The organism is Paenibacillus sp. (assembly GCF_035645235.1).
In the GTDB taxonomy this organism is placed as follows: Bacteria; Bacillota; Bacilli; order Paenibacillales; family YIM-B00363; genus Paenibacillus_AE.
Window position 1 is genome coordinate 1 of sequence record NZ_DASQMZ010000157.1, and the last position, 22,886, is coordinate 22,886.

Below are 22,886 nucleotides of genomic sequence, written 5' to 3' on the forward strand. Positions count from 1 at the left end.
CGCATGGGAAGAGTAAGGCGGAAAGACGACATTCGCCGCGAGGAGAAGGAGGAGTAACGCACGTGAACATTATGGACGGCATGGACGCCGCGCGATTCACGTCCGGCAACCCGGCCGCGCCGGAACGGAAAGCGGCGAAGCCCGCGTCCCGTTCCGCGAACGAGCAGCGCGCGGACGACGACGCGAACGATGCGGGAACGCCGATGCCCCAGGTGCTCCGAAATTTAAACAATCGGTAACTAAAGAAGCGCGGCGCCTCCCGGAAGGGAAGCGCCGCGCCTTATTTATGCGAGGGCCGGCGCGGGCGGCTCGCTCCGATGCGGGACGCTTAGGCCGGGGACAGCGATCTTGATCTAATAATAGAGCACCGGGCGGAACATGGTAACTATGACCGAAGGCGTCCCTTCGCGGCGAGATAAGAGCGCTTCGCGATGCGGAAGAACGCGATCGTCAGGCTTTGCGAAACCAAGTAAACGACGAAAGAATAAGCAAGCGTCCATTCTTTGTACGAGAATACATGAAAGGCTAAGCACAACAACTCGAACCCTGCCGCCCCGATCGCCCCGGCCAAAATGAACGCCGTATGCCATAAGCCCCGGATGCGCATCCGATGGTACGCATATACGAATAAATACGCGGCGACCGGATATAAGAGCCAAGTCGCCAGATCGGCCGCGTCGAACACCGGAATTTCGTTCGTATCGTAAAAATCCAGCGGCTTGATGCCGAGCGTATGATCGGCGGACTTCGCGAGCGTGATCCCGAACAGCGCGACGAGCGCCGTGAGCGGGCGCGGGAACGCCCGCGGCAGCCGGAAGGCGATCGCGTAAGAGAGCAAGATGCAAATCACGATGAACCAATCGTTCGCATCGAAGTTGTGATAGTAAAGCGGCTTCATGCGGGAATGCCGTCCTTCCGCATGGCGCGCGCGAACGCGGCCGTCGCCAACGCCGCGGCCGCGTACACGAGTGCCGATTCGCCGGCCGACAGGGCGAGCGACCACCCCTGCACGGGCTTCCAAGCGCCCGCGGCGACGAAGGCGGCGTCGAAAGCGACCAATGCCGCCGCCGCCGCGGCCCAAGCCCAGAGCTTGCGCAACGCGCCCGCCGCGACGGCGGAGGCATCGACGCCCCACATCACGATAACGGGCGTTAATATATAGATGTTCACGATCCGCAGCGCCATCGCGCCCGTGGACGCCGGAATTTCGACGATGCGCATATTGAGGAACGCCACCACGAACAAAGCGTCCTTAATAAAAAGCGCGACGAGCCAACCGAACGCAAGCGCAAGCCCATGCAGGCGCTTGCGGCGGAAACAGAACGAAACGAGCGATAATACAGCGGCAGCGAGCAGCGCTACGGAGATCATGACAACACCGCTTTCCTCGGTATATTAGCAAATATGCCCATATCCCGCGCAATTAAACGGAAACGGTCAAGAACCCTCGTAACCGATCTTTCGCGTTATGCCCTCGGCCGCGGCAGCAGCATCGCCTTGTACATCTTTATCGCTTGGAAATGCATGCCTTCGTGATACAGCGTAAATTGTAAGAACGCCTCGGTCGTCGCGAGCGTCAAGCCCGTCGAAGTGGTATACGGCGCGGGCGCGCCCTCGTGCAGCCGCCCCTTCCATCGGGCGGCGATCCGCTCTTGCTGCGCCCGAAGCCGTTCTCTCAGCTCCGCGAGCGCGGGCGCCGGCTCGGTCCAGGCGGCAGGCGAAGAGCCGGCGCCGAACCACGCGGGGAAGGCGGGCGGCACATCCCCGTCCTGCCCTTGCAGCACGAAGGCGAACCGCTCCTGCGCAAGGTAAATATGGCCCGCCTGCCATTGAATCGAATTGCGGAAGCCTTCCGGCACGGCGGCGGCCGCCTCCTCCGGCACGTCCTGCAGCGCCTGCAAGGTTTGGCCGCGAACGAACGCAAGCTGATCGAATAAATACGACGACATACGGCATCATCCTTTCTGTTTCGGCAGGCGAATTCCCGCCCGACCATACGCTTCAAACGAATTTAAGCTATAATAGTCCTATCGCGATTCGCAACGGAACAGGAGGGCAACGGAGCCCATGGCAGACAACCAAGAACCGCAAATGAAGACGTGCGCATACTGCGGCGAGACGAAGCCCGTGGAGGATTTCCAGCGCCGCACGGGCCGGCGCTCGGGCAAGCACGGCCGCCGCGGGCCGTGCCGCGCCTGCCGGATCGAACGCAAGACGAAGCTCGTTCCGGCGGACGCCGCGACGGCGCTTCCGCCGGCGGACGAGCCGCCGATCCCTTCGGCGGCGCCGGTCGCGACGGCGAAGAAGAAGCGCCGCAAATCCCGGCGAAAGAAGCGGAAGCCGGCGGTCCCGGACGCAACGGAAGCGCCGGTCCTCGAATCGCCGCTTGCCGCGCCGGCGCCGCCCGCGGGCAAACCGTGGGTGCCTCCGCCGCTGCCGGAGCTGCCGCCGCTGCCGGAGGGACCGGACGCTTCGGTGCTGCGCGTCAACCGGCAAGGCACGGTCGGCATGCGCGGCAAGACGGACAAGGGGCGCCGTTGGTATCAGGAGACGGACCTCGAGACGGCCGTGACGCTCGTGAAAGAACGGGCGGCGATCGTCGTCAACCGGCATACGATTCGCCGTATCTACAGCAACAAGGCGTTCCGGCGCTACATCTTAACGAGGGACAAGTTCACCTGCTACTTCTGCGGGGAGTACGGCGACACGATCGATCATCTGCTGCCGCGAGCCAAGGGCGGCCATACGACGCCCGTCAACTGCGTCGCCGCCTGCCATCTGTGCAATCAAAGCAAGGCGGATCAAGACTTGCAGGCGTTCATCGACCGCGGGCCTCCGGTTCATCCTCCGTCTCCGTCTCCGAACCAATAAAACCGCTCTCCGTCGAGGAACGTGACGACGGTCACGGTCGCCGCGACGACGACGATCAGCGCCAGCGCCGCCCGATCGCCCTTCCCGAATGGGCGGGCGGCGTACCAGGTGCGGCTTCGTCCGCGGCCGAAGCCGCGCAGCTCGAGCGCCGCGCTGACCGTCTCGATGCGCTCGAGACTCGACAGCATCAGCGGAATGAGAACGGCGAAGACGTTCTTGATGCGCTTGTGCAGCCGCTCCTTCCTCGATAAATCGACCCCGCGCGCTTGCTGCGCGAACGCGATATGCTGGAAATCCCGCTGCACGTCCGGGATGTACCGCATCGCGATCGCTACCGCGTACGCGACGCGGTACCCGACCCCGATCCGGTTCAGCGACGAAGCGAACTCGCTCGGCTGCGTCGTGACGAGAAACAAAATCGCCATCGGCGTTACGGTCGCGTACTTTAATATCACGTTCGCTTGGTAAAACAGCTGTTCCGCGGTCACCGTGTACGGACCCGCGATGCGGAACCACTCGTGGCGGGTGCCGTAAATTCGAACGCCTTCTTCGGGCGAAAACAAGTAGATGGCCACGTTGTTCAGCAGCAGGAACGCCGCGATCAAATATACGACGAACGACACGTCGCGAAAGCGAATGCGGGAAAGCCGGAACGCGGCCATCGCGAGCAGAAACATCGCCGCGAGGCAGCGCGTATCGTAAGTGACCATGGTCGTCCCCGCCCACAGCAAGAAAAAGATGAGCTTCGTCGCGCCCGTCAGCCGATGTACGGGCGACCCCGTCTCCTGATAAGACAGCATCGTCCTCAACGTCTCCGCACCTCCCGGTCGTACGCGACGAACCGCCGCGCGAATTCGTCCGGCCGCGGAAGGCCGGCGCGCTCCGCCAGCTCGTGCAGCGACGTCCGCCGCAACCCTGCCGCTCGTACCGTCGCTTCGTTCGACAGGACGGTCGCCGGGTCGGCGTCGGCGCATTTCTCGCCGTTCGAAAGCACGATCGTCCGATCCGAATGCTCCAGCATAAGATGCATATCGTGGGTAATCATGAGCAGCGTCGTTCCCTGCGCGTTCAACCGTTCCAGGAATGCCATGAATTCCGCATAATGCCGGTAGTCCTGCCCGGCCGTCGGTTCGTCCAGGATGATGACCGACGGCGACAACGCCAGTACGGAGGCGATCGTCACGCGCTTCTTCTGCCCGAAGCTGAGCGCCGAGATCGGCCACGCCCGGACGTCGTCCAGCCCGCACGCGCGCAGCGCCGAGCGAACCCGCGACTCGACCTCCTCCGGCGGCGCGCCGCGAAGGCGAAGCCCGAAAGCCACCTCCTCGTAGACGAACGGCTTGCAAATCATATGGTTCGGATTTTGCATCACGTACCCGATGCGCTCCGCGCGCTCGCGTACGGTAAGCGACCGCATATCCTCCCCGTTCCACAACAGCCGCCCGGCGCTCGGCTGCAGGAAACCGCAAATCAGCTTCGTGATCGTCGATTTCCCGGCGCCGTTCCGACCCGCAAGGCACACCTTCTCCCCTCGGCGCAGCGCGAAGGAAACGTCCTTCAGGATCGGCTTGCCGCGTTCATAAGCGAAGTCCACCCGCTGCAGCTCGAGCAGCGTCTCGCCCGTCTCGCGCCGCGGCGGCGCCGCGACCGACTCGGCCCACGCCCCGAGACGCTCGGCGAAGCCGTCGAGCCGGACCGTCTCGACCCGCTCCGGACGCCGCTCCGGCGACGCCTCCCACCCCGCGTATTTCAGCGCGGTCAAGTACAGCGGCTCCCGGATGCCCGCCCGCGCGAGCGTCTCCGTGCACAGCAGCTCTGCAGGCGGCGCCGCCGCGACGATGCGGCCCGCCTCCATTACGACGACGCGGTCCACGTCCCGGTGCAGCACGTCCTCGAGCCGATGCTCGACGATAATGACCGTCGCCCCCGTCTCCCGGTGCAGCCGGTCGATCAGCTCGACGGCGGCCCGTCCCGCCGCCGGGTCCAGGCTCGCGAGCGGTTCGTCGAACAATAAAATATCGACGGGCTCCACGAGCGCGCCGGCCATCGTCGCCTTCTGCTTCTGCCCCCCCGACAACGCTTGGGGAGAGGCGTCCAACAGCGCCCGAATGCCGACCGCATCGGCCGCCGCCGCCACTTTCGTTTGCATGGCGGGCAGAGGAACGCCTTCGTTTTCCAATCGGAACGCGATATCTTCGGCCACGGTCAGCCCGACGAATTGGCCGTCGGGATCCTGAAGCACCGTCCCGACCCGACGGGACAGCTCGTAAACGTTCAATTCCCGATGATCCCGCCCGAGCACGCGCAGTATCCCCGTCGTTTCCCCTTCGTACACTTGCGGCGCCAGGCCGTTCAAGCAATGCGCCAGCGTGCTTTTCCCCGAGCCCGAAGGCCCGACGATCGCCAGCTTCTCTCCTGCATACACGGTCAAGTCGATGTCGTACAGCGTCGGCTCGGCTTGCGCGCGATATTGAAAGCCGAAGCCGCGAAATTCGATGACCGGGTGGATTGGATCTCCCATGGTTTCGCTCCTACGCCCTTGCATGTCGATAAGTAAAAAGCGAAGAAAACCTCCCGCTCCTTCGGCGGTCCGCCCCTGTCTCAGGGGGCCGCTCGAAGGAGGGGAGGCGAAGCCGCCGCGCGTCCACGCCCGCTTTCCGCCGCGGCGGCGAAGGCGCGGGTCGCGCGGGCGCTATGCGCTCTTGGTCAGGCTGCCTTTCTTCGTGCGCGTCTTGGCGTACAACATCGCCAAGACGGTACCGATTACGCCGACCGTCACGATGTTCGCCGCGCCGGCGACGAGCCCTTGCACGAACACCTTGTCCGCAGGCTCGGCGTACATCACAATGTCGAGCGTCGGGGCGATCAAAAACCAAGCGGCCGCGTTCGCGACGACCTGGAAGAGGTTAAACCGGAGCATCTCCTTCCCTCCGAAAACGCCGTCGCGCAGCGCGATACGATTCGCCGCAAGCCCGATGACGAGACCTACGATCGCCGAAGCGATGACCCAGCTAAACCACGGAGAACCATAGAAGATTGCATCCTTCAGTGTGTGGCCGATCAAGCCGATCAGCAAGCCCGCCGCCGGTCCGAACAAAACGGCCATCAGCGCCAGGAAGGCGTATGCGGTTTCGATGTTCGTGTTCGGCACGCCGGACGGCAGCGAGCCGAAGCGTCCCAATACGACGAATACCGCAGAGCCGATTCCGATCGCGACGATCGTCTTGATCGATAATGCATTGCCGTTACCCATACGTTCGAAGCCCCCTTAGAAATTGTGATTGCATCTTGCAAACTAGTAAATTATGTATTGCGCTTGCAAGCAAATTATAGCAAATGTTCACAAAATCGTAACTAGGGTTATGTTACTTTTTCATTACATTACCCAGGAAATATTCAATGCCCCTAACCGTCTGCCGTATAGATATAAACCTTCGTCGCGTACGCGTCGCTGCAGGTCAGCACCCGCTCCGGCGTCCAGCCCGGCATCGCGAAGCAGACGCTGATCGCCCGCGCCCCCGGCGCCAGCCTGCGACGAAGGACGCCGCTCAGCCTCGCCATCGCCCCGGGATACAAATAACAGACGACGAGGTCCGCCTCCTCGTAAGGAAACTTGAACAGATCCCCTCTTAGAAAACGAACCCGCCCGGTCAGTCCCGCCGCTCGGGCAAGCGCGACGGACGACAGCCAAGGCACGGGCGAATTCTCGATGCCCGTCACCGTCCACCCGGGGTTGCGGCGAGCGATCGCCAGCGCCAGCGTGCCCCAGCCCGCGCCCGCCTCCGCGACGCGGCCGGCGCGGCCGAACCGGGCGACCTCCGCGGCGACGACGCGGCGCACGGGAGCCGACGCCGGCATCGGGGAGATGCCGTTCCGCCAGCTCGCGGCGACGATCGATAAAGCGGCTAGAAGCATCAGCCCCGCGGCCGCCGCGCCGATCCATGACGCCCCCTCGCCGCTCAAAACCGAAACCGCGCGTGTCCGCGCTCCGCGACGCCTCCGATGCCCTCGATCGCGAGCAGCCGCTTCTTCATCGCAAGCCCCCCGCGGTAGCCGGTCATCGTACCGTCCGCGCCGACGACTCGATGGCACGGCAGCAGCACCGGCAGCGGGTTGCGTCCGTTCGCCGCGCCGACGGCGCGGGTCGCCCTCGGGCGGCCGATCGCCGACGCCACCTCGCCGTACGTCCGCGTCTCGCCGTACGGAATGTCCGCAAGCGCCGTCCATACCTCCCGCTGGAACGCCGTCCCGCGGATGTCGAGCGGAATGCCCTCGAAGCCGACGCGCTCCCCGGCGAAGTAGCGGCGCAGCCGTTCGACGACGCCGAACGCCTCGAACGGCGCCCGGTCCGCCCGCAGCGCGTAGCCATGAGGCGCGACCGCGTCCAGCCAGCCCCTCGCCTCCACTAGCTGCTCCTCCCGGTACAGCAGCGCGCACACGCCGTTACCGCTTCCGAGCAGCGTCCAGCTCGACGCCTCGTCGGGCAGCGTATAATAGTAGATCGGTTCGGTCATCGCTGCATGCTCCTCTCTCTGCGCTCGCTCCGGTACTGCGTCGGCGACGCCCCCGCGCCGCGAGCGAACCATGCGGCGAAATGCGAGGCGCTGCCGTACCCGACCGCCCTAGCCACTTCGCCGATCGGCGCCTCGGTTTCTTCCAGCAGCCGGACCGCCGCCCGTCGCCGCAGCCGCTCCAGCGCCGCCGCCGGCGACTCGCCGCGCTCCCGCTTGTAGATCCGCTGCAGGTGAAACGGACTGATCGACAGCGCCTTGGCGAGCGACGCCAACGTCGGCCTGCCGGCGACGCCCGCCTCCAGCAGCCCGTCCACCTGCGCCGCCAGCGCCGCGTCGGGCGACAAGCGGCCGTTCGCCTCCGGGCGGCATCGCTTGCACGGCCGAAACCCCGCCTCCAACGCCTCCGCCAGCGACCGATAAAACGTCACGTTCGCCGCCAGCGGCGTCTTCGCCCGGCAAGACGGCCGGCAGACGATCTTCGTCGTCCGCACCCCTGTATAATAAACCCCGTCGTACGTCGCCTCCCGGCGTACGACGGAAGCGTAGATCGCTTCGAACAGCGCTCCTTCGATCGGTTCCCTCATTCCGCTCACCTCATACTTGCAGTATAAGCCAACCGCCCTCCGCTCGATAGCCCCGCGGCATAGGAGCGCAACATTCCGTCAGCGGAACGCGAAACCGCCCCGGAAGTCTATGGAAGACTTCCGGGGCGGTCATGGCGTTCAGGACGTCAAAAGCATGCGGCGGAACCCTTTAATGCGACGGATGCATCGCCCCGTGCGTCACGATGACGCGGCGAATGAACAGCGCCATCGCCAAGCCGACGAGCGTGACGATCATAGCGAACAAGAAGACGTGCTGCGAGCCGAACGTCATCGCGTTCGCGACTTCCGCCACCTCGCCCGGCGCGGCGGAGCGGCCGAGGTACCGTTCCATGCCGGTCGTGAGAATGCTGACGGCTACGGCGGTGCCGATCGCGCCGGCCACTTGCTGCAGCGTGTTCATGACCGCCGTGCCGTGCGGATACAGCTCCGGCGGAAGCTGATTGAGGCCGTTCGTCTGCGCCGGCATCCATACCATGGAGATGCCGACCATCAGCGCGATATGCAGCGCGACGATGAACGCGATCGACGTGGCGGGCGTGATGCCGGAGAAGAACCAAAGCGCGGCCGCGACGACCGCCAGCCCCGGAATGACGAGCCACTTCGGCCCGTATCGGTCGAACAGCTTCCCCATGTGGGGCGATAGAAATCCGTTCAACGCGCTGCCCGGCAGCAGCATCAGCCCGGCCGCGAACGCGGACAGCGCCATGCCGTTCTGCAAATACATCGGCAGGATGATCATCGTCGACAGCATGATCATCATGCAAGACAACACGAGGAGCAGGCCTACGATGAACATGGGGAACTTAAAGACGCGCAGGTTCATCATCGGCTCCCGCATGGACAGCTGACGCAGCACGAACAGCAAGAGGGCGACGACCCCCGTGACGATCGTCGCGAGAACGACCGGGCTGCTCCAGCCTTCCGCGCCTTCGCCGGCTTTGCTGAAGCCGAACACGACGCCGCCGAAACCGATCGTGGACAACGCCACGGACAATAGGTCGATGCGCGGACGCGTGACCTCGGTGACATTTTCCAAGAACTTCAGTCCGACCAACAAGCCGATCGCGAAGAACGGCAGCGACAGCCAAAAAATATAGTGCCACGACAAATACTCGATCAGAATGCCCGCCACGGTCGGGCCGGTCGCCGGCGCGAACATGATGACGAGTCCGACGAAGCCCATCGCCGCGCCCCGCTTCTCCGGCGGATATACGACGAGAATGGTGTTGAACATGAGCGGAATGAGCAGCCCCATGCCGGCCGCCTGCAGGACGCGAGCGAACATCAGCATTTCGAAATTGAACGAAAGCGCCGCGACCAGCGTGCCGACGATCGAGCTCGCCACCGACCCGATGAACAGCTGCCTCGTCGTAAACCACTGCAGCAACATGCCCGTCATCGGCATGAGCACGCCGAGCGTCAACAAGAAGCCCGTCGTAAGCCATTGCGCGGTCGCCGCCGAGATGTCGAAGACGTCCATTAGATTGGTAATGGCGATGTTCAACGCCGTCTCGCTGAACAGGCCCATAAAGCCGCAGATGAGCAGCGACGCCATAATCGCGCGCGTATTGTATTGCTTCATACTTAACTCCCACTTCCTTATCCGGTAATGTCTCTATGTAGGCGAAACTGATTCGCCGCCCACTATCTGTTACTCTAAAGTTTACAGTTGCGGAAGTCAATCCCCTCCGCGTAAATTATTTGCAATCGACAACGCGCCGAAGCCGTTCGCTTACGCGAACGGCTCCAACGCCCGAATGAACTCCGCCGCCGACCGGTACCGCTCCTTCGGGTCGGCCCGCATCGCCTTATTTAGGACGCTCTGCAGCTTCTTGTTTTTCAGCGTGCACCGGTGCCCGCCGGAGGCCGGGTCGAGCGCAGGCTTCTTTCGCGTCATGAGGTATACGCACAGCCCCGCTGCCTTGTATAGATCGGAGCTGTCGTCGAGCGTCCATCGCCCGCTCCGTCGTTGCTCCGGCGGAGCGAACGCCCTAGGCGCCTTCCGTTCGTTTTTTCCGCGATAGATGCCGTCCGCGTCTTTCGGCAGCGCCCGCCCCAGATCGATCAGCTTGACCCGCCCGGCGTTCCGCTTCGCGAACATGACGTTGTTCACATGTACGTCTCCGTGCAAATACCCGGCGGCATGAACGTCCTGCAGCGCCTTCAGCACGTCGAGCGCGATGCCGACGGCGACGCGCCGCTTGCGCTTCGCGCGGACGTCCCGAAGCGGCCGGCCGGAAATCCACGCCGTCACGAGATACCCTCTGCCGTGCGCCAGGAAGCAATCCACGAATGCCGGCAAGTACGGAGACGGGCCGACCGACCGCATCGCCCGCGCCTCCTGCTCCGCGTGCGCCGGGTCGAACGTCTCCTTCACCGCCACGCCCTTCCGGCGCTCCGCGTCGCGGCCGAAATATACGCGCCCTTGCTTTCCCTCGCCGACCGGCTTCGAGCGAATCTCATAGCGCCGGAGCGAGCGCCTCCCCATGGCTCAAGCCCCCTTCCTTCCCGATCTGAGCAGCATCCGCGTCTCCCGACTCAACCGCTTCTTCACCGTGCGTACCGGCCGGAACAGCCCCCGCTCCCGCCGAATCTTCTTGATGCCATGCTTCTTCATGAACATCGGCTTGAACGTCGTCCGGTCCCGGCTCCGGAACTTCACGTACGTCTCGCTGCTCCGGTCGTTGGTGTGGTATACGAATACGCCCGGATGCATGGCGACCTTCAGCTTCCCCTTATGCTGCAGGAAGAAATCCAAGTGCTGCCCGCCCGTCTTTAATCGGTCGTCCCAGCGGCAGCGCCGCAGCGCCTCCGTACGGGCCAGGAAGAAGTTGTTCACGATGTCGTACCTAGGAAGGCCCGCCTTCTTCCCCCGCGATTTGACGAGGTAATGCAGCACGCCTCGGGACAGCTTGAACGTCCCTTGCGAATTGCGAACGCCTTTGGGCTCCAAGTACCTGCCGCCGACGATGTCGAACCCGCCGGCCTTCATTGCGCGCAGCAGCTTGCCTATGTCCGTTTCTCGAATAAAGCAGAAGTCGTCGTCGAGCAGCAGCGTATACGGCGTCTTTACCTGCTTCACCAAATAATTGCGCCCGCGGGACAAGCCGCTGTCCTTGGGCAGCACGTGGTATTCCACGTCGTTCCGCACGGCCGGTCTGCGACTGTCGTCCGCGACAATGATGGGCATCTCCGGATAATATTCGCGAATGCTGGCGATCAGTCGGTCGAGGCAATGCGGCCGCTCGAACGTCTTGATAATCGCCGTAACTTGCTCGAAACCCGTTTGTTTCATCGATGGCCCCCCTTTACCCGCCGGTCGACGTACGGCCGATAATCGTCCGTGCGCCGGACGAACGCGCAGCGCTTCATGAATTGCTTCGCGCCGATCCCCCACGTATGCGCTGTCCGATCTCCCCGGATGTACACAAAGTTGTATTTGCCGGTCGCGTAAAGCTTCAACCCTCGCCTTACGCAGCGCTTCAAGAACACCTTGTCGCCGCCGCGTCCGCGGTCCGGCCATTTCACCTTCTTGAAAATGCTCTTCCTCGCGGCGATCGTCGGCCCCCGGAGCTGCTTCGCGCGCCCCCGCTCCGCGTCCCCCCTGCGCAGCAAGAGCGCGCGATACTTCGTGACGTAGGCGAAGGAACGGGATTTTCCGACGACGTCCGCTTTCTTTGTTTTGAAAGCTTTATAGAGTTCCGACAGATAGTAGGAACCGTAATAATCGTCGTCGTCGAATTTTGCGACGTACCGATGTTTCGCCTTCCGGACGGCGAAGTTTTTGCACGCGCCGACGGACGCCTTCTTCGGCATCGTATAGACGCTCACGCGATCGTGACGCTCGGCCTCCCGGCGCCAGGCGTCGGCATCCATATGCTCGCCGTGCAGCACGACGATCATTTCCTTGTCCTTCAACCGTTGCCGCGCATAGTTGCGGAAGACGTTTTCCATGCGTTCGGGGCGGTTCGTGCTGATGATGACGGAAATCATGGCGCAGCCTCCATTCTCTTAACGATTCTATGATTCGTTTGTCCTTATCCTATGCAATCTTAAAAACTACGAATGTGCGTTTTGCAGAGCACGTTCGTCCAATTCCGAACGAAAACGGCGCCCGTACCGAAGTACGAGCGCCGTTCCGAGCCGTTATGAGATTACTGTCGCACCAAACTGAAATCGTCGAGATACGCGTCGCCGTGGAAGCCGTTGGCGTAGATCAGCACGCGCACCTTCGCGGCGCCCGCCGGGGCGGTCTTCGCGCCTTGCACCCGAACCCACGCGTCGCCCGCGGCGTCGAGATCCGCGAGCCACTCCTCGGATAGCTGGGCGCCCGCGTCGTCGTAAAACGCCAGCTTCGCCTGCAGCTTGCCGGCCGACCGCGCCGCGACCTTCACGTACCCGTCGAACGCATACGCGTTCCCCGCCGACGCGACGGCGTCCTGATACACGCCGAACCAATCCGGGCCGTACGTGACGATGCGCATGGACGCCGTGCCTTCGCCGTCCGTTCGCTTCACCTGATCCGTCCATTGGCACAGCCACTCCTTCTCGCACGTCCAGATCGCCGTCTTCCAGGAGTCGTTGCGCTCGTCGAAGCTGCCGTTCAGCAGCAGATTCCCCGTCGGTTCCTCCGGCTCCTCCGGCTGCGTGTGCGGACCGTAGCCGCGGATCGAGAAGTCGTCCAGGCGGATCGTCGCGTTCAAGCCTTCGATGTACGCATAGACGCGCACCTTGGCCGTGTGCGCCGGCGCGACGAAGGCGCCGTACACGTTCTCGAAGCCGCTCGTCGTACCGCTATAGACATGCACCGTCCGGTCGTCGAGAATGCTGCCGACCGCGTTCAGGAATTGCATGCGCACCTTCAGGAAAGCCCCGAAGTTGTAGGAGATGTTCACATAGCCGTCCAACTCGTACGTATTGCCGGCGATCGCCGGTCCCGCGGCCGACGCGATGCCGAACCAAGCGCCGGTGTCGCCTTCGATCTTCAGCGAGGCGTCGCCGGAGCGCTTCTCTACGAGATCGGAAGCGCAATACCAATTTTGCTCGCACGTCCAGTTCGCCGGCTTCCCGTCGACGACGTCTTCGAAGCCCGGATTCGGCAGCAAATTCGGCGTCATGGCGGGAGCGTCGGTCGTCGCCTGAACGACTTCGCTCGCTGCGGACACGTTGCCTGCCGCGTCCTTCGCCTTCACCGTATACGCATACGTACGTCCCGGCCGCAGCCCGTCGTCTTGCAGAGTCGTCGACTGCGTCGTGCCGAAGAGCACGCCGTCGCGATACACCAAATACGAATGAACCGCGCGGTCGTCCGTCGAGGCGCCCCACGCAAGGTCGACCGTACCGGTGCCGACGTCCAGCACCTCCAAGCCGGACGGCGCCGAAGGCGCTTCCGCGTCGCTCTCCGCGGTCGTCGCCGCGGCAGGTGCGCTCGCCTCCGACCGGTTGCCTGCCGCGTCTCTGGCGACAACCGTATACGAGTACGTCGTGCCCGGCTCTAGAATCGTATCCTTGAACGTCGTCGCCGGGCCGTGGGTCTCGCCGACGAATACGCCGTCACGGAAGATGTCGTAGCCGACGACGCCGATGTGATCGTCCGAAGCTTCCCACGACAGCGTCGCCGTCCGCTCGGTCGTCGCCGTCGCGGCGACGCCGGTCGGCGGGGTAGGCGCCTTCCGGTCGTTCTTGTCGTCGCCGGCCTGACGATGCACCGCCTTCACGGCGAGATCTCGCGCGAACGAAGGCAGCTCAAGGCGCAAGCCTTGCGCGTTCGCGATGCCCTGCGCCGTCGACACGGTTTCGCCGGTATAGGTGTTATAATACGTCACGTCGTACGGACCGTGCTTCATGCCGTCGAGCGTGACGACCGCGCCTTCGAGCGTACGCGGCGACGCGACCTTATACGTCGACACGGTGTCGTTCACCCACAGCAGCGCGCGATCCTCCGCGATGTACCCGCCGGCCTTCGCCCCGCCGCCGATCTCGCCCAGATCGCGGTGCGGCATGGAAAGCAGATGCCCTTCTTCCGGCTGAATGAAATCCGCCAGATGCTTATACTGCGCCTTGTATTCGGCCGGCGGGTTGAAGCCGTTTTCGAAAATCCACCATACGTTCGCCCCGGCCGCTCCCGCGCGGAAAATCGGCGACCAGAGACCGTCATGCAAATAGTACAGCAGCTCCGTATCGCTCGACGTGTCGTTATGGGTTTTCCCGACCTCGCCCATAAAGATCGGACGGTGGCCGAACTGCCGCAGCGCGTTCAGGGTCGCTTCCCATTTGTCGATAATTTGCTCGCTGTCCTCGTATAGGTGCGAGTTTACGACGTCGAGCGTATCGAGATTGTCCCAAGAATCCTGCGTCGCATGCTGCCCGACGTGATCCTTCCACGCGAAGCTCGTCGTCGTCGGGTGCTTATAGAAGTCCCAGCTCTTCCAGTAATCGTCCATGGACTTATGCCAGGCGTCGCGAATCCACGTCTCCGTGTCGACGCGGTTGTCGGATTCGTTCCAATACTCGAGCATGCCGAGCGACGCGCTGTATCCCCAGCGGGCGAACACATAACGCAACAGCCGCTCTTGGTAGCGCAGCGCTTCCGGGTTGTACCAGAAGTCCGTATCGTTTTCCGTCCAGTTGGACGGTCCGCCGTTCGCCCGGTTGTACGCATGGTACGCCCAGTCGTAGTAGAAATCCCCGAAGCTGTTCAGCGTCAGCATCAGATAGATGCCATTCTCCTCGGCCGTCTCAAGCACCGTATCCATGCGCTCGAGGTTTTCGAGGTTGTAATCGCCGATGCCGTTGTACGTCATCGTGATGCCGCCCTGCGTCGTCGTCACCGGCCCGTACTCCGGCGAATAGTTCGCCCACCAGCACGTCAGCCAGAACCGCATGAGATTCATGCCGGCCGCCTTGTATTCGGGCATCGCCGCCGTTATGTCGGCGGGCGTGCTCCACGCGTAGTTCGTCCCGAGCAGCGTGAGCTGCTTCCCGTGCGAATCGACGAACCGGTCGCCCGATACGCCCATGAAGCCGCGGCCCGGGGCGGGTTCCCCCGTCGCCGTGAACGTATAGGCGCCGCTCGTCGCCACGCCGTTCTTGTCGCGCACCGTCAGCGTAATCTCGTGCCCGCCCGGCTGCCTCGGCGTGTAGCGGATCGCCCAATTCGGCGCATCGTCGCCGCGGTAGAACGCAGGCACGACTTCGACCTTGCCCGACGGCGTGCGGATCGTCGCCCGCGCATCGACCTCCTGCGGATCGAACGGATTGGCGTACGTCTCGGACAGATTGAATGTCATCTCGAACTTCGACAATTTCGCGGGCGTCGCCGTGTTCATCGCCGCATCCGTAATCGCGGTGGCCGACGCGGCGGCGGGACTCGTTTCCGACGTCGCGGAAGCGCTTGCGAAAGAGGCCAGGCACGACCACGCAAGGGTCAACGCGATCGTCCCGGCGGCGAATGCCCTAGCGTACCGACTTCGGAACCGTACCTTCGACATAAATAAATCCTCCTCTACAGAAAATGGTGCAACATCCCCATTTTCTGGGTAAAGGAGGATCGGAACAACCTCTCTAACGAAAGATTTCTACCCGGGAAAGTTTCGCCTTCGCCGGAAACGGGGAAAGACGTTGATCTTTCCCCGCGTTCCTTTGCGAATTCGAATTACTTCGCGTCCGCGTACTGCTTTTCGTACTCTTGAATGATCTTGTCGCCGCCTTGCTTGCGCCATTCGTCGGCGGCCGCCTGGAGGCCGGCCTCGTCGATCGCGCCCATCACGTATTTCACGCGGGCGTCGTGAAGAATCTTATCGAGCTCCGGCCCGATTTCCGTGTACGTATCCGAGATGAACGCATTGGCCGGATTGGCGATCGTCAAGCTTTCCTTCTCGACGAAATGCTTATTGACCGCGTTCACCGCCGGCGCGTTGTCCCCCTCCGGCACGTCGGACATCGTATGCGGCTTCAAGCGGCGCAAAATATTGACTTCCTTCTGGTACAGCGCCTCGTCGATCTTCTTCGGCTTGCCGTTCTCGAACTTGAAGTGGACGCCTTCGAGCCCGTATTGCATGAACAGCTGCACCTCCGGCGAGGCCAAGTCCTCGAAATATTGCAATACGCGTCTAAGCTCTTGCTCCGTCTTCACGCTGCTCTTCGGGATCAAGTATACGCCGCTGTATCCGCTTCCCGGCCAATACCGCTCTTCTCCGTTCGGCGAGACGATGTTCGCGATCGCCAGCTCCGCGTCCGGCACCGTGCTTTGCAGCACCGGCGTCCGCTCCGTCAGCTCCCACACATTGTAAAGTCTCATGCCGCCTTTGTGCGTCTCGTACAATTGCTTGGCCTGCACGTCCGTAATCGCCGCGAAATCTTGGTTCATCAGCTTCTCGTCGTACAACCGCTTATAAAAATTAAGCGCCTGCAAATACTCGGGGGATTCGTGCGCGGGAATAAACTTGCCGTCCTGGACCGTCCACCCGTGCGGGCCGCCGTAGTGAATCAGGATTTGGTTGAAGCTGATCAAGTTGGATTCTAGAACCCCGTACGTATCGTGCTTGCCGTTGCCGTCCGGATCCTGCTCCGTGAACGCCTTCGCCATATTGTAAATGTCGTCCAGCGTCTTCGGTACCGGAAGCCCGAGCTTCTCTTGCCAGTCTTTCCGGTAGTTGACGGCCTGCACCGCGAGATCCAGATGCCGCGGAATGCCGTAGAGTCCGCCGTCGACGGAAATATTGTTCCGCGTGACCTCGTTCATCGCGCTTAACCGCGGGTAATCCTTGAGGTAATCGTCCAGCTTCCAGAACACGTCGGTGCGGATCGCGTTAATGACGCTTGGGACCTTGGCGCCGAGGGTCACCATCACCTTCGGCATATCGCCGGAGGCCATCGTCGCGTTCAGCTTCTCCGTATAGTTCGCCGAAGGCACCCACGTGACGTCCAAATCCGTCTTCGTCTGCGCCTCGATGAATTTCATCGACGGGCTGTCGGCCGGCGGAATATCCGGCGTGAAATTGTCGACCATGATCGAGAGCACGTACGGCTCCTTCCATGGCGTCTCCGCTTCCTTGGGCGCCTCCGCCGTCGGCGTCGACGTTGCGCTATCGGACGTCTCCGGCGCCGGGGCCGGAGCTTCCGTCGTTCCGGCGCCCGAGCAAGCCGCCAAGACAAGCATCAGGGCGGCGATAGTGATGGCTGCGGTCTTGCGCGGCAAGGTGCCGTTATTCATAGATACGATTCCTCCCGAATGGGTAATGGTAGATTAACCTTTCACGGAGCCCAGCAAGGCCCCCTTCGCGAAATACTTCTGAAGGAACGGATACACGAGCAGCATCGGCACGGTGGATACGACGATTACGGCCATCTTGATCGTCTCGGCCGGAGGCGGTACGGACTCCAGCGACTCCGTCGATTCGGAGAAGCCGCCTACCGACAAGATAACGATTTGCCGCAACCAAACTTGAACCGGCCATTGCTCGGCGTCGTTCATGTACAAAATCGCGCTAAAGTACGAATTCCAATGGCCCACCCCGTAAAACAGCGCCAACGTCGCGATGACCGGCATCGAGAGCGGGACGACGATTCGGAACAAGATCGACAGATCGTTGCAGCCGTCGATTTTGGCCGATTCCTCCAGTCCTTCGGGCAGCTGTTGGAAAAAATTTTTCATCACGATCATATTGAAGGCGCTGATCGCGCCCGGCAAAATCAACGACCACATCGAATTGAGCAGTCCCGCTTCCTTGACGACGATGTACGTCGGGATCATGCCGCCGTTGAACAGCATCGCGAAGACGACCATGTACATGATCCAGCCCCGTCCGGCCAAATCCCGCCGCGCGAGCGGATACGCCATCAAAGCGGTCATGAGCAGGTTCACGGCCGTGCCGACGACCGTGAGCTTTACGCTCGTCAGCAAGCCGGCCGGGATCGTGGCGGTAGACAGCACGTATTCGTATGTGTCTAAGGTGAATTGCGTCGGGAACAAAATGAACCCTCGCTCGGCCAGCTCTTGGGGGGTGGCGAAGGAGCCTGCGACGATGTACAGAAAAGGAATGATACAAACCAACGCGCTAAGCGATAACGTCAAGTAAATCGCGACGTCCGCCAGCCGGCTGGCCCATGATTTATCGACGGTCATCGGCGTCCCTCCTTTCCTTCCTCATCACATAATCCCTTCTTCGCCGAGCAGCTTCGCCAGCTTGTTCGCGGCGACGACGAGCATGAAGCAGACGACGGATTTGAACAGCCCGACGGCGGTGCTGTAGCTGAACTGCCCCTGAACAATGCCTGCTGTGTACACATAGGTGTCGAACACTTCCCCGACGTCCCGGTTCAATGCGTTCAGCATGAGGAAAATTTGTTCGAAGCCGCTGTCGAGGAACGTCCCCAGCCTCAAGATGAAAAGCACGATGATCGTGCTGCGAATTCCCGGCAGCGTCACGTGCCAAAGCTGCTTCCATCGGTTGGCCCCGTCCATCCGGGCCGCCTCGTACAGCTGCGGGTCGATGCCGGCCAGCGCGGCCAGGAACAAAATCGTCCCCCATCCGCTCTCCTTCCAGATGACCTCCGCCGTCACGAGCGTCCGAAACCATTCGGAGCTGAGCAGGAACGGAATTTTCTCGTACCCCATGGCCGCGATCAGCTCGTTCAGGATGCCGCCTTCGGTCGTTAAAAACAAATACGCGATGCCGACGACGACGACCCAGGACACGAAGTGAGGCACATAAATGATCGTCTGAATCGTTCGCTTGAACGCCTGCTGCCGAACCTCGTTCAGCAAGAGCGCGAGCATGATCGGCAGCGGGAAGAAAAACACCAGGTTGTAGACGGCCAGAATAAACGTGTTCCGGAACAGCAACCAGAAATCCGGCATATGGAAGAACCGGACGAAATGCTTCATCCCGACCCACTCGCTGCCCAAAATCCCCAAGTTCACCCGGTAATCCTGAAACGCGATCAACACGCCCCACATCGGGAAATAACGAAATACGACGAAGTACAGCACGCCGGGCAGCAGCATGAGGTACAGCCAACGGTTTCGGACGAGCGACCTCCACGGAACGAAGCCCGCGGACGGAAGCGCCGGGGCGTTCTTCCGTCGAATGGCAGCCTTATTCACGGTTGCGAATCTCCTCCTTTCCAAATAAGAATGAGTGCCCCGCATGGTTTGTATCCGCTTTCAAGAATGATGCTACCGCTGCAGCCAATTTCTGTCTGCAATCCGGACGGAACGTCTTTTCTCCTTGCCGTTGCAACGTTTTAACGACCTCAATAATCATCTTCCACACGATGTGGCGCCGCGATAATCTTCAGGGAACGTCTACGCGTCGGCATGTTTCTCCCGATATTCCCCCGGCGTCATGCCCACCGACTTTCGGAACGAGCGAATAAAATTCTGGGAGTTCTGGTACTTCAGCTTCTCCGCGATTTCGAATATTTTCATGTCCGTCTTCGACAGCCAATACTTGGCCCGTTCCATGCGATAGTCGGCCAAGTACTCGCTGAAATTGACGCCTACGTGCTGTTTAAAGACGCGGCGGATGTAATTCGGGTGATAGTTCAGCAGCTCCGAGCAAGCCTCCAACGTGAGATCGCTGTCGTATCGCTCGTGAACGAGCCGCTTCACGTCTTGGCAAAGCTTCACGGAATGAGCCGTCTCGCGTTGGTTCCTCCTTCGGGCGGCGGGGAGCACGACGACGTCCCGCAGCCACGATTTAATTTCTTGCTTCGTGGACAGCTCGAACAGCTGGGTCAGCGCGGAGCGTCCGTCCTGGGCCGGGTCGTGCTCTGCGTCGACCGGGTCTCCCAACTGGTTCCATATGCCGATGACGAGCTGCGAAAGCAGAAATTGATATTCCAGCGGCGTTCGCTCCTCCGCAAACAAGGCGTCGAAATAGACCTCCAACGCCCCCATGACCTCTTCTTCGTACCCTAGCTTGACAAGGTCGATAATGTCCCCGCTCAATTTTTCGGGAACCTCGAGCCGGTTCGTCGTGCTTCCCTCCAGCTCGTCGATGGGCAGCACCATGCGATGCCCAAGCTTAATCCGATATTTCAACGCCTCTAAGGCTTCTTTATACGCCTTCGGCGTATCCTCGAGACGGGTGTACACTCTGCTGATGCCGACGCTGACGTTGAGCTTTAAATACGATAGAACATTCCCTTGAAAAAGCTTCGCGAATTCCAGCAGATTCCGTTCGAACGCCGACCCGTCCTCCGCATGGTCGGCCATGATCGTCACCTGATACTTCCCCATGAGCACCGGATGCAGCCGCTGCGAAGGGGAAAGCATATCCATCGCGATATTTTGCATCGCAAACATAAGCAAGCTTCTGTCGCCCGCCGGGTACGACGTCTCCTCGAACCGTTCGACGTCTGCGACGAGCACCGCCCAGCGCTTCCAGTCCTTCGGGTAGTCGAATTTCCGAAGCTGCTCCGCGATATCCTGCGCTCGCATGCCTTCCTGGATCAGCGTCACGACGAAGTAATGGTTCAGCCGCCGCATCTGCCCCTGCATCTCTGCCGTCATTCGTTTCCGATGGTTCATCAAATCCAAGATGCCTTCTTGGATCGTAATAAACTCGTTCTTCGCGCGCGGCTTGGCCGGCTCGCGGGATTCGCCCCGCATCATGTCCTGAAGCCGCCGGATCGGATCGTACAGTCTCCGGGAGCCTACCGTCGCAAGGACGAAGCACATCAATAAGATGCCCGAACATAACGAAATCGCCGTTCGTCGAATCGTCTCGGACTCGGACAAGACCGACGCTTGCGGCGTGAGCAGGACGTACGTCCAATCCGTGTAGGGGGAATGATGCCTAGTCACAAGATGCCTCTCGCCCCCGACGGACACCTCCGCGGCGGTGCCGCCGCGGACGCTCAGCTCGTCGTACGCGGCTTGGAGCGCTCGCGGAGACGCTGCCGCTTCCCGGTTGGCGGCGACGATGCGTCCCCGTTCGTCGGTCACGAAGAATAAACCGTTATAGACCACTTCGTTAATCAGCTTGTCGATATGGCCGCACGAAACGAAAGAAGCCACCGCGCCTCTCGGCGCGTTGGACAAGTACGGCAGTCGTTTCAGCAGAAGGAAATGACAGCTTTCCGGCTGCCCGGCGCCAAGGCTCCCTTCATATAACTCCCATGGCGGAGACCCCGCGGAGCGCTCTTGTTCCAGGTACGATAACGCGCCTTCCCGATCGAACGGATTCCACCAGCCGACGTTGTCGACGTACCAGCCCTTATCCCAATTCACGTAATGGATATCCGTCACCCCGAGATTGAACTTTTGCAATCCCGACAGTTCCGACCGCAATTCGTTCAGGAGCACGAAGTCTTCCGGGGTCAGCGGGGAACGAAGCGCGGTTTTGGACAGGGGGGAGTCCGCGAACTGAACGACCGATTGCTCGACCAGCTCCAGCACCTGGTCGACGCGCGCCTGCGTCTGCCGAACGAGCTGCCCGTTGCGTTCGACCACCTTGGCTTGAACGTCCTCGGATGCCTTATAATAAGCGAAGGCACCGATGAACATGACGGGCAGCAGGCTGAGCAACGATCCGAACAAGATCAACCGAAGCAAATAAGGGGATACTCGGTTCATCTCTAGACCTCCTCGAAATTCGGCGTGAACGTCGGCGGTACGTACCGAAACAGCCTTCGGCACCTCAACTATACCAACGCCCCGAACGCGGAGTCAATCGAGTTGAACGATATTCAAGCGATTAAAAAAGAGCCCTCCTCAAAGTAGTCCGACACTACTTTGGGACAGCCCCTGCAATTTTTCTCTTATGCCGTTCTTATATCGTTCTTATACCGTATGCACGAGCTTCCCGCCGACCCATGTGCGCAGTACCTCGAACCGTTCGTTCATCAGCACCAGATCCGCGTCCGCCCCCGGCGCGATTCGCCCCTTCCCGGGCAAGCCGAGCAGGTCGGCCGGCGTCTCCGTCGCCATGCGCACCGCGTCTCGCAGCGGAATGCCGGCGCGCACCGTCTTGGCCAGCGCCTCGTTCATCGTGACCGTGCTCGAAGCGAGCGTGCCGTCCGCGAGCGTCGCCACTCCGTTCGCGACCTGCACCGCGTGTCCGCCGAACGTGTACGTTCCGTCGCCCATGCCCATCGCCTGCAGCGCGTCAGTAATGAGCACCATTTTGCCCGCTCCCTTCTCCCGATACAGCAGCCGTACCATAGCCGGATGCAGGTGAACGTCGTCCACGATTGCCTGCACGCTGACGTGCTCCGCCTCGAACGCGGCCAGGATCGGCCCGGGGTCCCGGTGGTGAATCGGCCGCATCCCGTTGCAGCAATGCGTCACGTGACTGGCGCCGCCGCGGAACGCCTCGACCGCCTCCTCGTACGTCGCGTCCGTATGGGCGATCGCCGGAATGACGCCGCGCTCCTTCAGGAAGCGGATCATCTCCATGCCCCCCGGCAACTCGGGGGCGATCGTCACCATCTTCACGAGCGAGCCGGCAGACGCGAGAATGCGCTCCATTTCGGACACGTCGGGATGGCGCAAAAACTTCTCGTTTTGCATCCCCTTGCGTTTCGCATTCAAATACGGACCTTCGATATGCATGCCGACGATGCGCGCGCCCGGTTCCCGTCCGGCCACCCGAGACACGCTCGCGATCATCGCCAGCAAGTCCTCCAAGGAGGAAGAGACCGACGTCGCGAGGAACGAGGTGCAGCCCGTACGCGCGCATGCCGCGGAGACGACCTCTACGCTGCGAGTGTCGCCGTCCATCATGTCGTAACCCTCGGCTCCGTGAATATGAACGTCGATCATCCCGGGAATGAGCAGCTGCCCGTGGCCGTCTACGACCGCGTCCGCCGCTCCCGCCGCCGCCTCCGCCCCCCAAGCGACGTCTTCGATCGTGCCGCCTCGCATCGTAACGACGGCCGGCTGAGGACC

The 22,886-nt window shown here is 61.8% G+C and carries 21 protein-coding genes; 2 read left to right on the forward strand and 19 right to left on the reverse strand.

Going from position 1 to position 22,886, the window contains the following annotated elements; genetic code table 11:
• The first annotated feature begins 62 nt into the window (after nucleotides 1-62).
• On the forward strand, nucleotides 63-239 hold the full coding sequence (locus VEZ38_RS15575) for a hypothetical protein (RefSeq protein WP_324895002.1): 177 nt from the start codon (nucleotides 63-65) through the stop codon (nucleotides 237-239).
• Between the two features lie 146 nt (nucleotides 240-385).
• Here the strand turns inward: VEZ38_RS15575 and VEZ38_RS15580 are convergent, their stop codons facing one another.
• From VEZ38_RS15580 to VEZ38_RS15590, 3 genes are all read right to left on the reverse strand, one after another.
• Nucleotides 386-898: a hypothetical protein gene (locus tag VEZ38_RS15580; RefSeq protein ID WP_324895004.1), complete on the reverse strand. Its 513-nt coding sequence runs from the start codon at nucleotides 896-898 to the stop codon at nucleotides 386-388.
• Nucleotides 895-1,371, reverse strand: coding sequence for a hypothetical protein (locus tag VEZ38_RS15585; RefSeq protein WP_324895006.1), 477 nt, complete (start codon nucleotides 1,369-1,371; stop codon nucleotides 895-897). The genes VEZ38_RS15580 and VEZ38_RS15585 overlap by 4 nt, the downstream gene beginning before the upstream one ends.
• 95 nt (nucleotides 1,372-1,466) lie before the next feature.
• The gene (locus VEZ38_RS15590; RefSeq protein ID WP_324895008.1) at nucleotides 1,467-1,949 is read right to left on the reverse strand and encodes a DinB family protein; all 483 of its coding nucleotides are present in this window, start codon (nucleotides 1,947-1,949) and stop codon (nucleotides 1,467-1,469) included.
• A 118-nt stretch (nucleotides 1,950-2,067) separates the two neighbouring features.
• Between VEZ38_RS15590 and VEZ38_RS15595 the strand changes: the two genes are divergently transcribed.
• A complete protein-coding gene (locus VEZ38_RS15595) occupies nucleotides 2,068-2,871 on the forward strand; it encodes an HNH endonuclease (protein ID WP_324895010.1) in 804 nt (267 codons plus the stop codon).
• On the opposite strand, the gene VEZ38_RS15600 is transcribed toward VEZ38_RS15595, so the two are convergent.
• The 16 genes from VEZ38_RS15600 to nagA all read right to left on the reverse strand — a co-directional run.
• On the reverse strand, nucleotides 2,841-3,671 hold the full coding sequence (locus VEZ38_RS15600) for an energy-coupling factor transporter transmembrane component T (protein WP_324895038.1): 831 nt from the start codon (nucleotides 3,669-3,671) through the stop codon (nucleotides 2,841-2,843). The two genes, VEZ38_RS15595 and VEZ38_RS15600, sit on opposite strands and share 31 nt — an antisense overlap.
• 5 nt (nucleotides 3,672-3,676) lie before the next feature.
• Entirely contained in the window at nucleotides 3,677-5,392 is a 1,716-nt protein-coding gene (locus VEZ38_RS15605) for an ABC transporter ATP-binding protein (protein WP_324895012.1), read from the reverse strand.
• Nucleotides 5,393-5,563: 171 nt separating this feature from the next.
• Nucleotides 5,564-6,124, reverse strand: coding sequence for an ECF-type riboflavin transporter substrate-binding protein (locus VEZ38_RS15610; protein ID WP_324895014.1), 561 nt, complete (start codon nucleotides 6,122-6,124; stop codon nucleotides 5,564-5,566).
• Between the two features lie 152 nt (nucleotides 6,125-6,276).
• Nucleotides 6,277-6,834 carry a class I SAM-dependent methyltransferase gene (locus VEZ38_RS15615; protein ID WP_324895016.1) on the reverse strand — a complete coding sequence of 186 codons (558 nt, stop codon included), beginning with the start codon at nucleotides 6,832-6,834 and terminating at the stop codon, nucleotides 6,277-6,279.
• Nucleotides 6,831-7,385: a methylated-DNA--[protein]-cysteine S-methyltransferase gene (locus tag VEZ38_RS15620; RefSeq protein ID WP_324895018.1), complete on the reverse strand. Its 555-nt coding sequence runs from the start codon at nucleotides 7,383-7,385 to the stop codon at nucleotides 6,831-6,833. The genes VEZ38_RS15615 and VEZ38_RS15620 overlap by 4 nt, the downstream gene beginning before the upstream one ends.
• Nucleotides 7,382-7,969, reverse strand: coding sequence for an Ada metal-binding domain-containing protein (locus VEZ38_RS15625; RefSeq protein WP_324895020.1), 588 nt, complete (start codon nucleotides 7,967-7,969; stop codon nucleotides 7,382-7,384). Before VEZ38_RS15625 ends, VEZ38_RS15620 begins: the two co-directional genes overlap by 4 nt.
• Nucleotides 7,970-8,138: 169 nt before the next feature.
• Nucleotides 8,139-9,572 (reverse strand): DHA2 family efflux MFS transporter permease subunit, encoded by a 1,434-nt coding sequence (locus VEZ38_RS15630; RefSeq protein WP_324895022.1) that lies wholly within the window; start codon nucleotides 9,570-9,572, stop codon nucleotides 8,139-8,141.
• Between the two features lie 150 nt (nucleotides 9,573-9,722).
• Entirely contained in the window at nucleotides 9,723-10,478 is a 756-nt protein-coding gene (locus tag VEZ38_RS15635; RefSeq protein ID WP_324895024.1) for a protein kinase domain-containing protein, read from the reverse strand.
• A gap of 3 nt (nucleotides 10,479-10,481) precedes the next feature.
• Nucleotides 10,482-11,285, reverse strand: a complete 804-nt coding sequence (locus VEZ38_RS15640) for a glycosyltransferase family 2 protein (protein ID WP_324895026.1) — start codon at nucleotides 11,283-11,285, stop codon at nucleotides 10,482-10,484.
• Nucleotides 11,282-11,983, reverse strand: a complete 702-nt coding sequence (locus VEZ38_RS15645) for a glycosyltransferase (RefSeq protein ID WP_324895028.1) — start codon at nucleotides 11,981-11,983, stop codon at nucleotides 11,282-11,284. Before VEZ38_RS15645 ends, VEZ38_RS15640 begins: the two co-directional genes overlap by 4 nt.
• Nucleotides 11,984-12,144: 161 nt before the next feature.
• On the reverse strand, nucleotides 12,145-15,480 hold the full coding sequence (locus VEZ38_RS15650; RefSeq protein WP_324895030.1) for a fibronectin type III domain-containing protein: 3,336 nt from the start codon (nucleotides 15,478-15,480) through the stop codon (nucleotides 12,145-12,147).
• 164 nt (nucleotides 15,481-15,644) lie between these two features.
• On the reverse strand, nucleotides 15,645-17,204 hold the full coding sequence (locus VEZ38_RS15655; protein ID WP_324895032.1) for an extracellular solute-binding protein: 1,560 nt from the start codon (nucleotides 17,202-17,204) through the stop codon (nucleotides 15,645-15,647).
• A 33-nt stretch (nucleotides 17,205-17,237) separates the two neighbouring features.
• Entirely contained in the window at nucleotides 17,238-18,116 is an 879-nt protein-coding gene (locus VEZ38_RS15660; RefSeq protein WP_324895034.1) for a carbohydrate ABC transporter permease, read from the reverse strand.
• A 24-nt stretch (nucleotides 18,117-18,140) separates the two neighbouring features.
• On the reverse strand, nucleotides 18,141-19,097 hold the full coding sequence (locus VEZ38_RS15665) for an ABC transporter permease (RefSeq protein WP_414694729.1): 957 nt from the start codon (nucleotides 19,095-19,097) through the stop codon (nucleotides 18,141-18,143).
• A gap of 201 nt (nucleotides 19,098-19,298) precedes the next feature.
• A complete protein-coding gene (locus VEZ38_RS15670) occupies nucleotides 19,299-21,572 on the reverse strand; it encodes a helix-turn-helix domain-containing protein (protein ID WP_324895036.1) in 2,274 nt (757 codons plus the stop codon).
• A 207-nt stretch (nucleotides 21,573-21,779) separates the two neighbouring features.
• Nucleotides 21,780-22,886, reverse strand: a 1,107-nt coding sequence (gene nagA / locus VEZ38_RS15675; protein ID WP_414694731.1) for an N-acetylglucosamine-6-phosphate deacetylase, incomplete at its 5' end; no start/stop codon positions are given.

What these genes read in the sequence shown, in the direction of transcription:
- VEZ38_RS15580 (WP_324895004.1), bottom strand. Translation starts at nt 898, where the DNA reads ATGAAGCCGCTTTACTATCACAACTTCGATGCGAACGATTGGTTCATC.
- VEZ38_RS15585 (WP_324895006.1), bottom strand. Translation starts at nt 1,371, where the DNA reads ATGATCTCCGTAGCGCTGCTCGCTGCCGCTGTATTATCGCTCGTTTCG.
- VEZ38_RS15590 (WP_324895008.1), bottom strand. Translation starts at nt 1,949, where the DNA reads ATGTCGTCGTATTTATTCGATCAGCTTGCGTTCGTTCGCGGCCAAACC.
- VEZ38_RS15595 (WP_324895010.1), top strand. Translation starts at nt 2,068, where the DNA reads ATGGCAGACAACCAAGAACCGCAAATGAAGACGTGCGCATACTGCGGC.
- VEZ38_RS15600 (WP_324895038.1), bottom strand. Translation starts at nt 3,671, where the DNA reads ATGCTGTCTTATCAGGAGACGGGGTCGCCCGTACATCGGCTGACGGGC.
- VEZ38_RS15605 (WP_324895012.1), bottom strand. Translation starts at nt 5,392, where the DNA reads ATGGGAGATCCAATCCACCCGGTCATCGAATTTCGCGGCTTCGGCTTT.
- VEZ38_RS15610 (WP_324895014.1), bottom strand. Translation starts at nt 6,124, where the DNA reads ATGGGTAACGGCAATGCATTATCGATCAAGACGATCGTCGCGATCGGA.
- VEZ38_RS15620 (WP_324895018.1), bottom strand. Translation starts at nt 7,385, where the DNA reads ATGACCGAACCGATCTACTATTATACGCTGCCCGACGAGGCGTCGAGC.
- VEZ38_RS15625 (WP_324895020.1), bottom strand. Translation starts at nt 7,969, where the DNA reads ATGAGGGAACCGATCGAAGGAGCGCTGTTCGAAGCGATCTACGCTTCC.
- VEZ38_RS15630 (WP_324895022.1), bottom strand. Translation starts at nt 9,572, where the DNA reads ATGAAGCAATACAATACGCGCGCGATTATGGCGTCGCTGCTCATCTGC.
- VEZ38_RS15635 (WP_324895024.1), bottom strand. Translation starts at nt 10,478, where the DNA reads ATGGGGAGGCGCTCGCTCCGGCGCTATGAGATTCGCTCGAAGCCGGTC.
- VEZ38_RS15640 (WP_324895026.1), bottom strand. Translation starts at nt 11,285, where the DNA reads ATGAAACAAACGGGTTTCGAGCAAGTTACGGCGATTATCAAGACGTTC.
- VEZ38_RS15645 (WP_324895028.1), bottom strand. Translation starts at nt 11,983, where the DNA reads ATGATTTCCGTCATCATCAGCACGAACCGCCCCGAACGCATGGAAAAC.
- VEZ38_RS15650 (WP_324895030.1), bottom strand. Translation starts at nt 15,480, where the DNA reads ATGTCGAAGGTACGGTTCCGAAGTCGGTACGCTAGGGCATTCGCCGCC.
- VEZ38_RS15655 (WP_324895032.1), bottom strand. Translation starts at nt 17,204, where the DNA reads ATGAATAACGGCACCTTGCCGCGCAAGACCGCAGCCATCACTATCGCC.
- VEZ38_RS15660 (WP_324895034.1), bottom strand. Translation starts at nt 18,116, where the DNA reads ATGACCGTCGATAAATCATGGGCCAGCCGGCTGGCGGACGTCGCGATT.
- VEZ38_RS15670 (WP_324895036.1), bottom strand. Translation starts at nt 21,572, where the DNA reads ATGAACCGAGTATCCCCTTATTTGCTTCGGTTGATCTTGTTCGGATCG.